This is a genomic window from Nocardia higoensis NBRC 100133 (genome assembly GCF_000308595.1).
GTDB classification, from domain to species: Bacteria; Actinomycetota; Actinomycetes; order Mycobacteriales; family Mycobacteriaceae; genus Nocardia; species Nocardia higoensis.
The window spans coordinates 41,132-57,116 of record NZ_BAGA01000132.1 but is presented as its reverse complement, the minus strand read 5'-3'; the positions used below and the strand labels follow the sequence as shown (position 1 = coordinate 57,116).

Annotated in this window: 2 protein-coding genes (both cut by a window edge); both read left to right on the top strand. The window is 73.0% G+C overall.

All coding sequences use genetic code 11. The features are described from left to right. Window positions 1-6,963 carry the 3' end of a non-ribosomal peptide synthase/polyketide synthase gene (locus tag ON26_RS23760; protein ID WP_245546014.1) on the top strand. Its footprint begins 11,346 nt before the window's first position, so 6,963 of the gene's 18,309 nt are visible here — the last part of the coding sequence; its start codon lies off the left edge, out of view; the stop codon is at window positions 6,961-6,963. After that, window positions 6,963-15,985, top strand: the beginning of a protein-coding gene (locus ON26_RS34740) for a non-ribosomal peptide synthetase (RefSeq protein ID WP_040798720.1). The gene runs 16,873 nt beyond the window's last position; only the first 9,023 of its 25,896 coding nucleotides appear in the window; its start codon is at window positions 6,963-6,965; the stop codon falls past the right edge of the window. The genes ON26_RS23760 and ON26_RS34740 overlap by 1 nt, the downstream gene beginning before the upstream one ends.

Below are 15,985 nucleotides of genomic sequence, written 5' to 3'. Positions count from 1 at the left end.
GACCCGAACTATCCGGCCGACCGCATCGAGTACATGCTCGCCGACGCGCACCCGGTGTGCGCGCTGACCGGCCCCGGCAGCCCGCGGATCCGCGACTGGTTCGACGGCCCGGTCGTCGATCTCACCCGTGACGTCGATCCCCGCTACCACTGCTCGGCCCCGCTCGCCGACGCCGAGCGCCGTACGCCGCTCCGGCCCGCCCACCCGGCCTACGTCATCTACACCTCCGGCTCCACCGGCCGCCCCAAGGGCGTGGTGATCCCGCACCGCAATGTGCTGCGCCTGCTCGACAACAGCGCCGAGCTGTTCGGCTTCGGCCCGGCCGATGTGTGGACGATGTTCCACTCCTATGCCTTCGACTTCTCGGTGTGGGAACTGTGGGGGCCGCTGCTCACCGGTGGTCGCGTGGTCCTGGTCGACTACTTCACCTCGCGTTCGCCCGAACAGTTCCGCCGCCTGTTGATCGACGAGCGGGTGACCGTTCTCGACCAGACACCCTCGGCCTTCTATCAGCTCGCGGCCGCCGACGCCGCCGGGGAACCGGCGGATTACGCCCTGCGCTACGTGATCTTCGGCGGCGAAGCGCTCGAACCCCAGCGCCTGGGCGGCTGGCTGGGTCGCTACCGGCACGGCCCGCGCATGGTGAACATGTACGGCATCACCGAGACCACCGTGCACGTCTCGCATCGCGTGCTCGACTCGGGTTCCGGATCGGCGAGCGTGATCGGCGGCGCCCTGCCCGGCCTCACCGTGCGTGTGCTCGACGCCCGCCTGCGCCCGGTCCCGGTCGGCGTTCCCGGCGAAATCTATGTCTCCGGCGGCCAATTGGCGCGCGGCTATCTCGGCAGGCCCGGCCTGACCGCGGCGCGCTTCGTCGCCGACCCCTACGGCGCCCCCGGCGCGCTCGCCTACCGCTCCGGTGACCTGGCCCGCTGGACCGCCGAAGGCGATCTCGAATACCTCGGCCGCGCCGACCAGCAGGTGAACCTGCGCGGCTTCCGCATCGAACTCGGCGAGATCGAAACGGCCCTGCTCGACCTGCCCGAGGTGGCCGAGGCCGCCGTCGTCGTGCGCAACGACCAGGCCGAGGACCGCATCGTCGGTTATGTGGTCGCCGCGCGCGCCGCGTCGACTTCCCCGGCAACGGACCCGGCCGCGGCCGGACCGCTCGACACCGCGGCGCTGCGCGACCGGCTGGCTCGCCTGTTGCCCGAGCACATGGTCCCCGCCGCGCTGGTGCGGATCGATCGGATCCCGTTGACGGTCAACGGCAAACTCGATCGCGCCGCGCTGCCCGCGCCCGTGTTCACCGGCACCGCCTACCGCGAGCCGACCGGTCCGGTCGAGGAGATCATCGCCGGCGTCTACGCCGAGGTGCTCGCCAGGTCCGCCGACGAGCGGGTCGGCGCGGACGACGATTTCTTCGCCCTCGGCGGCAGCTCCCTGCTCGCAGCCAAGGCCGCCGCCCGGATCGGCGCCGCCCTGGACCGCCAGGTCTCGGTCCGCGCCCTCTTCGAGTCGCCGCGCGTGGCCGAGCTGGCCACCGTGGTCGCCGAGGCAGGCGGTTCCACCCGCCCGCGGCTGGTCGCCGGCGTCCGTCCGGATCGGCTGCCGCTCTCGCCCGCCCAGCAGCGCATGTGGTTCCTCAACCGCTTCGACGCCGCCTCCACCGCCTACACCATCCCGATGGCCCTGCGCCTGACCGGTGACCTCGATGTGGCCGCCTTGCGTGCCGCCGTCGCCGATGTCGTGGCCAGGCACGAATCGCTGCGCACCCGCTATCCCGAGGTCGACGGCGAGCCGGTCCAGCAGATCCTGCCCGCGGGCGAGGTCGCCCTGCTCCCCGATCCGCGCGAGGTCGCCGAAGCCGAACTGGCGCAACGTATCCGCGAACTCGTCGAGATCCCCTTCGACGTCACCGCCGAGGTGCCCGTGCGACTGTGGCTGCTGCGTGCGGCGGCCACCGAGCACGTGCTCGTCGGCGTGCTGCACCACATCGCCGCCGACGGCTCGTCCACCGTGCCGTTCGTCCGCGACCTGATGACCGCCTACACCGCGCGCGTGGCCGGCACGGCCCCGGCCTGGCAGCCGCTGCCGATCCAGTACGCGGATTACGCGCTGTGGCAACGCGATCTGCTCGGCGACGAGAACGACCCGGCCTCGCGCGCCGCCGAGCAGCTCGCCTACTGGACCGACACGCTGGCGGGCCTGCCCGATCAGCTCGCCCTGCCCACCGACCACCCGCGCCCGGCCAAGCAGAGCCTGCGCGGCGGACTCGTCGAATTCGCCGTCGACGCCGACCTGCACACCCGCCTGGTGGCTCTCGGCCGCGACACGGGCGCCACCCTGTTCATGGTCGTGCACGCCGCCTTCGCCACGCTGCTCGCGCGACTGTCCGGCGGTGACGACATCGCCGTCGGCACTCCCGTCGCCGGCCGCGGCGAAGCCGAGCTCGACGCCGTGATCGGCATGTTCGTCAACACCCTGGTCCTGCGCACCCGCGTCGACGGCGGCCACACCTTCGCCGCCCTGCTCGATCAGGCCAAGGCCGCCGACATCGCCGCCTTCGGTCACGCCGACGTCCCCTTCGAACGCCTGGTGGAGGTGCTCAACCCCGAGCGCTCCACCGCCCGCCACCCCCTGTTCCAGGTCGGTTATTCCTTCCAGAACCACGAACGCGGCACCCTCGAACTGCCCGGCCTCACCGTGTCGGAGATCGAATTCGACAGCGGTGTGGCGCAATTCGACCTGCACCTGTTCGCCTTCGACACCTACGGCACCGACGGCACGCCGCAGGGCATCCGTCTGGTCCTCGGTTACGCCGAAGACCTGTTCGAAGCCACCACCGTGCGCCGCTTCGCCGACCAGCTGCGCACTGTCCTCGACACCGTCGCCACCCGCCCGGACATCGCCGTCGGCGAGATCGACCTGCTCGGCGCCCAGCAGCGCCGCCGCATGCTCGTCGACTGGAACGCCACCACCCGCCCGCTGCCGCCCGCCACTCTCGCCGACCTCGCCGCCGACCAGGCCGCCCGCACCCCGGACGCTGTCGCCCTCATCGAGCCCGACCGCACCACCTCGGCGGTAGCTCCCGCTGTCGTGGAGCCGGGGCGCACCGCCCCGGCTGTGGCGCCCGCCGACGGCCACGCAGCATCTGTCGCCGCCCCGGACGCAGCCCGCCCGGCGGGTGCGCGCACCCTCACCCATGGCGAGTTCGACGCCGACGCCAATCGCCTGGCTCGCATCCTGATCCGCGCGGGCGTCGGCCCCGAAACGACCGTCGTCCTGGCCATGCGCCGCTCCATCGAACTGGTGCTGGCCATGCACGCCGTGGTCCGGGCAGGCGGCGCGTACGTGCCGATCGACCCCGATCACCCGGCCGAGCGCATCGCCTACATCGTCGAGACCGCCGCCCCGATCTGCGTGCTCACCACCTCGGCCGACGGCATGCCGATCGCCACCGAACTCCCGGTGATCGACATCGACCGCGTTCTCGCGCAGCCGCAGCCGACATCCGCCTGGGCTTTCGTGCCGGAGCCGGTGTCGATGCGGGTCCCGGAGCCGGCGTCGCTTCCGGAGCGGACGTGGCCCTCGGCCGCTCCGATCCGCGACGAGGAACGCCTCCGCCCCCTGCGCCCGGAGCATCCGGCCTACATCATCTTCACCTCCGGCTCCACCGGACGTCCCAAGGGCGTGACCGTCCCGCACGCCGCCGTCGTCAACCAGATCCGCTGGCTGCGTGTGCATTACGGGCTGGGCGCCGCCACGGTGAGCCTGCTGAAGACCCCCGCCACCTTCGACCTGTCGGTCTGGGAGTTCTGGGGCCCGCTGCTGTCCGGCGGCAGCCTGATCGTCACCGCGCCCGGCGCCGAGCGCGACCCGGACCGGCTGCGCGCCACCATGGACGAATACGGCGTCACCGTCCTGTTCGCGGTCCCGTCCCTGGTCACCATGCTGCTCGCCGCCGCGGCGGACCTGCCCCCGGCGCTGCGCCACGTGCTGGCCATCGGCGAGGCCCTGCCACCCGCCACCGCCACCGAGTTCCTGCACCGCGCCGCCCACACCGGCGCGATCCTGCACAACCTCTACGGCCCCACCGAGGCCGCCGTCTCCATCACCGCCCACGAGGTGCGGGAGGCCCCGGCCCACACCGTCCCCATCGGCGCTCCCGCCTGGAACAGCCGCGTCTACGTCCTCGACCGCCGCCTGCAGCCGGTCCCCGTCGGCGTCGCGGGCGAGCTCTACCTCGCGGGCACCCAACTCGCCCGCGGCTACCACGGCCGCGTCGACCTCACCGCCGACCGCTTCGTCGCCGACCCCTTCGGCGCGCACCTCGACACCCCCGACGCACGGATGTACCGCACCGGCGACATCGTCCGGTGGCGCGCCGACGGCACCCTCGAATACCTCGAGCGCGCCGATTTCCAGGTCAAGATCGGCGGCTTCCGCATCGAACTCGCCGAGGTCGAATCCGCCCTGCTCACCCTCCCCGGCGTCCGTGCGGCCGTGGCTCTCGCGCGCCCGGCGGGGGAGAACGCGGGCGACCGTCTCGTCGCCTACGTCGCGATGCCCGACGTCGCCGCAGCCGCAGACGAACTCGCCACCGCCGCAGCCGAATTCGCCGCTGCCGGGCCGGTTTCCGCTGGAGCCGAATCCTCCGAGGCCGCGTCCGCCGGAGTCGAATCGGCCCCGGGTACGGCCCTCTCGCCGGGGACGGCGACCAGTGCCGGACTGCCCGCCGAGGCCGCCGACGTGCGGCCGGTCGCGCCGACGGCGACCGAACTCGCGGCCCGCCTGCGTGACGAGCTGGCGACCAGGCTGCCCGGTTACATGGTCCCGGCCGCGATCGTGGTCCTGCCGCGCCTGCCGCTCAATGCCAACGGCAAGGTCGACCGGGCGAAACTGCCCGAGCCGGTGTTCGCCGAGGCACGCTCCGCAGACCCGGCCGGTGCGCTGGAGCGACTGGTGGCGGCGACCTTCGCCGAGCTCACCGGCGTGCGGGCGGAGCAGGTCGGCTCCGGCTCGGACTTCTTCGCCCTCGGCGGAAACTCCCTGCTGGCAACGAAACTGGCGGCGCGCCTGAGTGCCGCCCTGGAGGTCCGCGTCCCGGTGGCCGAGGTGTTCGACGCCCCGACCGTCGCGGCCCTGGCCCGCAGGCTCGGCGATCTCGACGGCGCGGGCGCCCGCCCGCCGCTGGTGCGCCGCACCGGCGCCGGCCCGGTCCCGCTCGCCCCCGCCCAGCAGCGCATGTGGGTGGTCAACCGCCTCGCCCCGGATTCCGCGGCCTACAACATTCCGGCCGCCATCCGCCTGACCGGCGAGCTCGACCACGCCGCCCTCACCGCCGCCGTCGCGGACCTGGTGGTTCGCCACGAGACGCTGCGCACCCGCTATCCCGACAGTCCCGACGGCCCGATCCAGGAAGTGCTGCTCCCGGAGTCGGTCACCGTCGACCTGACCCCGATCCCGGTCGATCCCGCCGAACTGACCGACCGCCTGGCCGAATTCGTCGGCCGCGGGTTCGACGTCGCCGCCGCACCGCCGATCCGCTCGGCCCTGTTCCGCTGCACCGCGCGATCGGCCGCCACGGCTCGGGAGAGCGCCGCCGCCGAGCACGTGCTCGTCGTGGTCATCCACCACATCAGCGGCGACGGCTATTCCGTGCTGCCCCTCACCCGCGATCTCGTCCGCGCCTACGTCGACCGCGCGGCAGGCCGGGCGCCGAGCTGGGAGCCCCTGCCCATCGGCTACACCGACTACAGCGTCTGGCAGCACGAACTGCTCGGCCGTCCGGGCGACCCGGACTCCGCCCACGACCGCCAGATCGCCTACTGGCGCGACGAACTGGCCGGCGCCCCGGAAGTGCTGCCACTGCCCACCGACCGCCCGCGACCGGCGCATCGCGACATGCGCGGCGACACCGTGGTGACCGCCCTCGACGCCGAGACGACCCGCGCACTGGATCGCCTCGCCCGCGAGCACGGCACCACGCTGTTCACCGTGCTGCACACCGCGCTGGCGGTTCTGCTGGCCAAGCTCTCCGGCAGCACCGACATCACCATCGGCGCACCGGTGGCCGGGCGCGGCCTGCGCGAGATCGACGATCTCATCGGCATGTTCGTCAACACGGTGACCCTGCGCACCGAGATCGACACCCGCGCCGCCTTCGCCGATCTGCTGCGCGCGGTCGGCAAGCGCGACCTGGCCGCCCTCTCGCACGCCGATGTGCCGTTCGACCAGGTCGTCGAGGCCATCGGCCGCACCAGGTCCAGCGCCTACACCCCGCTGTTCCAGGTGATGTTCGCCTTCCAGAACATGCGCCCCGGCCGGGTGGAACTACCCGGGCTGGCAGTCGAGGTCGTCGACCCGGCGCCCGTCGAGGCCAAGTTCGATCTGCAATTGACCGGTATCGAGGAGTTCGACGAAGCGGGCGAGCGCAGCGGGCTGTCGCTGCGCCTGACCTACGCCGTCGACATCTTCGACGCAGACACCGTCCGCGGCTGGGCCGGGCGCTTGCAAGCGGTGCTGGCCGCTGTCGTGGCGGACCCGTCGATCGCCGTCCGCGCGATCGACATCAGGACCGAGGCCGAACGGCAGCCAGCCGCCCGGCGCTCGGCGGGCACGAACCCGGTCCCGGCCGCGCCGGGGACGGCAGCGACGAGCGCGGCGACCGCCACCATGGCGGACCTGCCCGGATTGATCGCCGCCGCCGCCGAGTTCGCACCGACGGCCGTCGCTTTCGCGCACGGCGAGCATCGGGTCACCTATGCCGAACTCCAGGCGAAACTGGCCGGCGTCGCGAAGGCGATGGGCGCCGCGGCCTCACCCGAAGCGCTCATCAATGTCGCCCTCGCCGGGCTGGTCCCCGGCATCCTCACGGCGCTCGGCGGCGCAGGTCTGGCCGCCGCGCTGAAAACCCTTCTCGCCGAGACGAACTCCCTCGTCTCCGAAAGGAACAGCTGATGTCTCGAGCAGAATCGCTCACCCCCCGTGGACACGGCAACAGCCTCGGCAACGGCCCTGGCACCGAACGGCACGCCGCGCTGCGCCGCGCCTACGGACTGGCGGACCTGCCGAGCCTGATCGAGACCGTCGCCGATCTGGAACCGGGGCGCGTCGCGCTGCGGACCCTGGAAGGCGCGGTCGGGTACGCGGAGCTCGCGGCCGAGATCGGCGCGCTCGGCGTCGCGATGGGCGGTGCGCTCAGTCCCGACGCCCTGATCTCGGTGGTCGTCTCCGGCCGCCTGCCCGATCTGGTGGAGGCGGGGGAGGGCGCGCTCGGCGAGGTCCTCGACGCGCTGCTCGACGACGCCCTGCTGGCCGCGGCTCCGCTGCTGCCGGTGAATTTCGCGCCGGTCGAGACGCTGGTGACCGAATTCGCCGCGCAGGTGCAGCGCACCCCCGAGGCGATCGCGCTGGAATTCGAGGACACCGTCCTCACCTATGCGGAATTCGACGCCCGCGCCGAAGCGCTGGCCAGGCATCTGGTGACCCTCGGGGTCGGCAGGGAGGCGCTGGTCGGGCTGGCCGTGCGCCGGTCGATCGAGCTGCTGGTCGGCATGTACGCGGTGCTGAAGGCAGGCGGCGGCTATGTGCCGATCGATCCGGAGCATCCGGCCGAACGCATCGCCTATGTGCTCGAGACCGCCGCCCCGGTGCTGGTGCTCACCACCACCGCCGACGAACCCGCCGGGCTCGACAGCGCCCCGGTGCTGCGCATCGACGAGTTCGAGGCCGCGCCCCCGGCCGCGCCGGGGCACCCGGAACCGCTACCGGGCCCCGGGCCGGACAATATCGCCTACGTCATCTTCACCTCCGGCTCCACCGGACGCCCCAAGGGCGTGGCGGTCTCGCATCGGTCGGTGATCGCGAACCTGCGCTGGCGGCAGCGCCTGCATCCCATGCTCGCCACCGACCGGGTGATCCAGAAGACGCCGTTCACCTTCGACGTGTCGGTGTGGGAGTTCTTCTGGCCGTTGCAGGTCGGCGCGCGGCTGGTCATCGCCCGCCCCGACGGGCACCGCGACCCGGCCTATCTGGTGCGCTTGCTGGCCGAACGGGCCATCACCATCGCCCATTTCGTGCCGTCGATGCTCGCGGTCTTCGTCGCCGAGCTGGCGAGCAGCGGGGAGTCGCTGGACGCGCTGCGGATGGTTGTCTCCTCCGGCGAGGCGCTGCCCGCCGCGACCGCGGCCGCGCTGCGCGATGTGAGCGGGGCGACCCTGCAGAACACCTACGGCCCCACCGAGGCCACCGTCGACGTGACCGCCCACGAGGTGACCGCCGCCGACACCGTCACGGTCCCGATCGGCACCGTCGCCGACGACAACGAACTGCTGGTGCTCGACGACGGCCTGCGCCCGGTCCCGACCGGCGTGGTCGGCGAGTTGTATCTGGCCGGCGTGCAACTGGCGCGCGGCTACGTCGCCCGGCCCGGACTGACCGCCGACCGGTTCGTCGCCAACCCGCACGGCGCGCCCGGCGATCGCATGTACCGCACCGGCGACCTGGTGCGCTGGGCAGGCGGTAGCGACGGCGGCCCGCTCGAACTGGAGTATCTGGGCCGCACCGACTTCCAGGTCAAGCTGCGCGGCCTGCGCATCGAACTCGGCGAGGTCGAGGCCGCGCTGCTGCGCTCGGAGGCGGTCGCTCAGGCCGCGGTCGTGCTGGCCCAGCACGCGGGCGGGGACCACCTGGTCGGCTATGTGGTCCCGGCGCCGGGCGTGCCGATGCTCGACACCGGCGCGGTGCTCGACCTGGCGCGCGCGGCGCTGCCCGAGTACATGGTGCCCTCGCTGCTGCAGGTACTCGACGCGCTGCCGGTCAACGCCAACGGCAAGCTCGACCGCCGCGTCCTGCCCGCACCGGACTTCACCTCCGGCGCAGCCGAATTCCGTGAGCCGTCGACCGAGGCCGAGCGCCTGGTCGCCGGGATCTTCGCCGATCTGCTCGGTGCGGAGCGCGTCGGCGCGGACGACGACTTCTTCACTCTCGGCGGGAATTCGCTGCTGGCCACCCGCGCCATCGCCCGCCTCGGCGAGGCGCTCGGGGTGACCGTCGACGTCCGGGACTTCTTCGACCGTCCGTCGGTGTCCGCGCTGGCCGCCCTCGGCGACACCGCACGCGACGCGAACGCCTCCGCCCGCCCGCCGCTGGTCGCCCGGCCGCGCCCCGAACAGGTCCCGCTCTCGCCCGCCCAGCGCCGCATGTGGTTCCTCAACCGCCTCGGCACCGACTCCGGCCGCGACCCCGCGGCGGGCGCGGTCGACAACATCCCCGTCGCCCTGCGCCTGCGTGGCGCGCTCGATCCCGCCGCACTCGACGCCGCGATGTCGGATGTCCTCGCGCGCCACGAGATCCTGCGCACCGTCTACCCGCAGACCGCGACCGGCCCGGTGCAACTCGTCCGCCCGGTGCATCCGGTGCCCGCGCTGACCCCCACCGACGTGCCGGAATCCGCGCTGGTGGAAACGGTGCAGGCCATCGCCGTGCGCGGTTTCGACGTGGCCGAGGAGGTGCCGCTGCGGGTGCGCCTGCTGCGCAGCGGACCCGAGGACCACTCCCTGGTCTTCGTCGTGCACCACATCGCCGCCGACGGGGTCTCGATGGGCGTGCTGATCCGCGACCTGATCACCGCCTACGCCGCCCGCCGCGCCGGTTCCGAGCCCGGCTGGCGCCCGCTCGAGGTCCAGTACGCCGATTACGCCCTCTGGCAGCGCGAGGTGCTCGGGGAGGAGAACGACCCCGGCTCGGCCCTGTCCGCGCAGCTGGACTTCTGGCGCGCCGAACTCGCCGACCTGCCCGCGCAGCTGGATCTGCCCGCCGACCGGCCCAGGCCCGCGGTGTCGTCCTATCGTGGCGCGACCCACGCCTTCGCCCTCGACGCCGACCTGCGCGCCGCCGTCGACCGGATCGCCGCCCGCCACAACGCGACTCCGTTCATGGTCGTGCACGCCGGGCTGGCCGCACTGCTGGCCCGCCTGTCGGGCACCACCGACATCGCGATCGGCACACCGATCGCGGGCCGCGGCGAGGCCGTGCTCGACGATGTGGTCGGCATGTTCGTCAACACCCTGGTGCTGCGCACCGAAGTCGACGGCGGGCGCACCTTCGCCGAACTCATCGCCCACGCTCGCGAGCGCGACCTGCGCGCCTTCGCCCACCGCGACATCCCGTTCGAGCAGCTGGTCGAGGCCGTCAACCCGGCCCGCTCGCAGAGCAGGCACCCGCTGTTCCAGGTGGCGCTGTTCATGCAGAACATCGGCCCGGTCGCCCTCGACCTGCCCGGCCTACGCGCCGAACAGATCGATTTCGACCCCGGTTTCGCCAAGTTCGACCTGCAACTCACGCTCTCGGAACCGCTCGGTGACGCGCAGGGCTACCGCGCCGAACTCACCTATGCCGCCGACCTTTTCGACGGCCCGACCGCGGCCGAGTTCGCCGCGAAGTTCACCCGCCTGCTGCGCGCCGCCCTGGCCGACCCGCAGCAGCCGGTCGGCGACATCGAACTGCTCGACGCGGGCGAACTGGACTACGTGGTGACCAGCTGGAACGCCAGCGGCCACAAGGTCGCCGAGCGCTTCCTGCACGATGGTTTCGACATGCAGGTGCGCCGCACCCCCGAGGCGATCGCGCTGCGCTCCGGCGACGGCGAAACGCTCACCTACTCCGAGCTCTCCGCCCGCGCCAACCGCCTCGCGCGGTTGCTCATCGCGACCGGCGTCGGCCCGGAGACGCTGGTGGTGCTGGCGATGCCGCGCTGCGTGGAACTGGTCGTCGCGATGTACGCGGTGCTGCGCGCGGGCGGCGCGTACGTGCCCGTGGATCCGGGGCATCCGGCCGAGCGCATCGGTCACATCATCGATACCGCCGCCCCGCACACCATCCTCACCACCACGACCGCGGGCTTCACCGTGCCCGATTCGGTTCCCGCGCACGTCCCGACCTTGAACCTGGACGAGCTGGACCTCTCCGGCTACGCGCAGACCCGCATCACCGAGGCCGAGCGCGGCCCGCTGTACCCGCAGAACCCCGCCTACGTGCTGTTCACCTCCGGGTCGACCGGCCGCCCCAAGGGCGTGTCGATCAGTCACCACGCCATCGTCAACCAGCTCGTCTGGATGCACGCCGAATACGGCGTGCGCGCGGGCGACGTCTACCTGCAGAAGACCGCGACCACCTTCGACGTATCGCTGTGGGGTTACTTCCTGCCGCTGCGCGCGGGCGCGACCCTGCTCCTCGCCGCCCCCGACGGCCACCGCGACCCGCGCTACCTCGCCGAGACCGTCGCCGCCGAAGGGGTCACCCTCACCGATTTCGTGCCGTCCATGCTCGCGGTCTTCGCCAACCACGCCGAACCGGGCGAACTGGATTCGCTGCGCGACGTCTTCGTCATCGGCGAGGCGCTGCCGCCGGAGACCATCGCCGCCTTCGACGCGGTCTGCCCGGCCGGCCTGCACAATCTCTACGGCCCCACCGAGGCCGCCGTCTCGATCACCGCCCGCGAGGTCACCGTCGCCGACGGACCGCTGGTGCCGATCGGCGAACCGGAATGGAACAGCCAGGTCTACGTGCTGGATTCGCGCCTGCATCCGGCGCCGATCGGCGTGCCGGGCGAGCTGTACCTGGCCGGCGATCAGCTCGCCCGCGGCTATCACGGCCGCGTCGACCTGACCGCCGACCGGTTCGTCGCCAACCCGTTCGGCTTCGCCGGCGAACGGATGTACCGCACCGGCGATCTGGTGCGCTGGAGCCCCGAGGGCGAACTGATCTATCTGGGCCGGGTGGACTTCCAGGTGAAGTTCCGCGGCCAGCGCATCGAACTCGCCGAGATCGAGACCGCGCTGCTGGCCGAGGCAGGCGTCGCCCAGGCCGCCGCCCGGCTGTGGTCGGGTGAGCAGGGCGAGCACCTGATCGGCTATGTGGTCCCCGCGCCCGGCGCGGCCCTCGACACCGACGCCCTGCGCGCCGCGCTGACCCGCCGCCTGCCGGCCTACATGGTGCCGACCGCGCTGGTCGCGCTGGCGGAGTTCCCGCTCAACACCAGCGGCAAGCTGGACCGCCGCGCCCTGCCCGCGCCGACCCTGCGCGCCGCCGCGTTCCGCGCCCCCACCGACCCGGTGCAGGTCCTGGTCGCCGAGGTCTTCGCCGAGGTGCTCGGCGCCGAACGCGCCGGACTCGACGACGACTTCTTCGCCCACGGCGGCAGCTCGCTCGACGCCACCCAGGTCACCGCCCGCGTCGGCGCCGCGCTGGGCGGCGCGCGCGTCCCGGTGCGCACCCTGTTCGAGGCGCCCACGGTCGAGGCCTTCGCCGACGCGGTCCGCCCGTTCGCCGCACAGGCCGGCGCTCCCACGGTCCCCGCCCTGACCCGCCGCGAGCGCCCGGCCCGGATCCCGCTCTCGCCCGCCCAGCAGCGGCTGTGGTTCCTCAACCGCGTCGAGGTGCAGGACGGCGCCGACAGCGTCTACAACCTGCCCGCCGTCCTGCGCCTCACCGGCGAGCTGGACGTGCCCGCGCTGGAGCGGGCCGTGCTCGACGTGCTCGACAGGCACGAGACCCTGCGCACCGTCTTCCCGCAGGACGCGGACGGTCCGTTCCAGTCCGTGCTGCCCATCGCGACCATCGGTTTCGCGCTCGCCCGCCTGACGGTCGAGGACGCGGGCCTGACCGCCGCCGTCGCCACCCTCGTGCGCACCGGCTTCGACGTCACCACCGAACTGCCCGCCCGCGTCGCGCTGCTCGGCATCGAACCCGCCGCCCCCGGGGCGGCCCCCGAACACGTGCTGGTGTTCGTCGTCCACCACATCGCCGCCGACGCCCTGTCCATGCCCCCGCTGGTCGCCGACCTGGTCCGCGCCTACACGGCCCGCCTGCACGGCCGGGCCCCCGCGTGGGACGAATTGCCCGTCCAGTACGCCGATTACAGCCTCTGGCAGCACGAACTGCTCGGCTCCACCGAGCGCGCGGGCGACCTCGCCCACCAGCAGCTCGGCTTCTGGCGCGCGACGCTGGCGGGCCTGCCCGCTCAGCTGACGCTGCCTGCCGACCGCCCGCGCCCGGCGCGGCCCACCCTGCGCGGCGGCGCCGTCGACATCACCGTCGACGCCGAGACCACCGCGGGCCTGCGCGCCTTGGCCGCCCGCTGCGGCGCCACCCTGTTCATGGTCCTGCACGCCGCCTTCGCCGCCACCCTGTCCCGCCTCGGCGCGGGCGCCGACATCGCCATCGGCTCCCCGGTCGGTGGCCGCGGCCGTAGCGAACTCGACGCCCTGGTCGGCATGTTCGTCAACACCGTGGTCCTGCGCACCGGCGTCGACCCCGCCGTGCCGCTGGAGCAGCTGGTCGCCGAGGTGCGCGAGGCCGACCTCGCCGCCTTCGCCCATACCGAACTGCCCTTCGAGCGCATCGTCGACGAACTGGTCTTCGACCGCAGCGGCGGTGCGCACCCGCTCTTCCAGGTCATGCTCAGCTACGCGGCGGGGGAGCAGGCGCACGAGGCGCTCACCCTGCCCGGCCTCACCGTGCGCCCCGTGCCCGTCCCCGACGACGGCGCCAAGTTCGACCTGCACCTGATCATCGACGACAGCGCCGCCACCGGCGGCCTGACCGGCAGCCTGCGCTACGCCACCGACCTGTTCGACCCGGCCACCGCCGCCGCAGCCGCCACCTACCTCACCCGCGTCCTCACCGCCGCCGCCACCGCCCCCCACACCCGCGTGGGCGAGGTGGAACTGCTCGACGAGACCGAACGCGCCCGGGTGCTGCGCGACTGGAACGACACCGCGCACCCCCTCGCCGCCACCGACACCCTGGTCTCGCTGTTCCAGCGGCAGGCTGTCCGCACCCCCGAGCGCCCCGCGCTGAGCTTCGACGGCGTCACCCTCACCTACGGCGAATTCTCCGTCCGTGTGAATCGGCTGGCCCGCTACCTGATCGATCGCGGCGTCGGCCCGGATTCCCTTGTCGCCCTGGGTATGCGCCGCTCCCTCGACCTGGTGACCGGGATGTATGCCGTCGTCGTCGCCGGCGGCGGCTACGTCCCGCTCGACCCCGATCATCCCGCCGAGCGCATCGGCCACGTGCTCGACACCGCCCGTCCTGTCGCCGTCCTGACCTCCGGCGAGGATCTCGACCTCGCGAGCGGGACTCGTATCGAGCAGGTCCGCATCGATCTCCTCGACCTGAGCGGCTACTCCGCGGCCACGGTGACCGATGCCGACCGCCCGGTCCCGCTGCGCCCGCGGCACACCGCCTACGTCATCTTCACCTCCGGCTCGACCGGCCGCCCCAAGGGCGTGGCCGTCGACCACGCCGCCATCGTGAACCGGCTGTGCTGGATGCAGTCCGCCTACGTCTCGTTGAGCCCCGACGACGTGCTGCTGCAGAAGACCCCGGTCACCTTCGACGTCTCGGTGCCGGAGTTCTTCTGGCCGCTGCAGGTCGGCGCCCGCATGGTGCTGGCCGCCCCCGACGGCCACCGCGACCCACGCTATCTCGCCGACCTCGTCGCCGCCGAGCGCGTCACCGTCACCCACTTCGTGCCCTCCATGCTCGCGGTCTTCCTCGCCGAGGCGTTCCCGACCGGCGACCCCGCGCCCACCACCCTGCGCCATGTGTTCTGCTCCGGCGAGGCGCTGCCCGCCGTGACCGCACGCAAGCTGCGCGAACTCACCGGCGTGCATGTGCACAACCTCTACGGCCCCACCGAGGCCGCCGTCGAGGTCACCGCACACGAGGTCACCGACGCCGACACCCACACCGTCGCCATGGGCCGACCGGTCTGGAACACCCGCGTCTACGTGCTCGACGCCCGCCTGCGCCCGGTGCCCGTCGGAGTTCCCGGCGAGCTCTACCTGGCCGGCGCCCAGCTGGCCCGCGGCTATCTCGGCCGCACCGACCTCACCGCCGACCGCTTCGTCGCCGATCCTTTCTCCGCCGCCCCCGCCGACCGCATGTACCGGACCGGCGACCTGGTCCGCTGGAATCGCGCGGGCGAACTGGAATACCTGGGCCGCACCGACTTCCAGGTGAAGATCCGTGGCCTGCGCATCGAACTCGGCGAGATCGAGACCGCCCTGCTGGATCTGCCGGGCGTAGCCCAAGCCGCCGTTCTCGTCCGTGACGACCACGGCACCGGTGACCAGCTGGTCGCCTACCTGGTCACGACCACCGCCGCCGCCGGCCCGCTCACCCAGGACACGGTGCGCGCCGCCCTCGCCGACCGCCTGCCCGCCTACATGGTGCCGACCACCGTCGTCACCCTCGACGCCCTGCCGGTCAACGCCTCCGGCAAGCTCGACCGTAAGGCCCTGCCCGCTCCGGCGCCGGTCACCGCCGACTTCCGCGCCCCCGTGACCGCCGCCGAAATCCTGGTGGCCGGTGTGTTCGCCGAACTGCTGGGCCGCACCGGGATCGGCGCCTGCGACGACTTCTTCGCCCTCGGCGGCAACTCCCTCGTCGCCACCCAGCTCGCCGCCCGCCTCACCGCCGCGTCCGGTGTCCCGGTGCCGGTGCGCGCGGTCTTCGACGCGCCGACCGTCGCCGAGCTGGCCCGCGTGATCGACTCCGCCACAGGAAAATCCGACACCGTCGGTGCCGCGCTCCCGCCGCTGGTGGCGGGCGAGCGTACCGCGCCCGTCCCGCTGTCGATCGCCCAGCAGCGCATGTGGTTCCTCAACCGCTTCGACCAGGGTCGCGCCGACAGCGGCGGGGGCGCCTACAACATCCCGTTCGCCCTGCGCCTGAGCGGCGAACTGGACGTGGCGGCCCTGGAAGCCGCCATCGCCGACGTGGTCGCCAGGCACGAGACCCTGCGCACCGTCTACCCCGAACACGACGGCGCGGCCCATCAGGTGGTGCTGCCGGTCGGCACGCACTCGATCGATCTGATCACCCGCCCCGTGCGCGCGCGGGAGCTGCCCGAGCTGGTCGTCCACGCGGCGACCACGCCGTTCGACGTCACCGCCGAGGCGCCCGTCCGGGT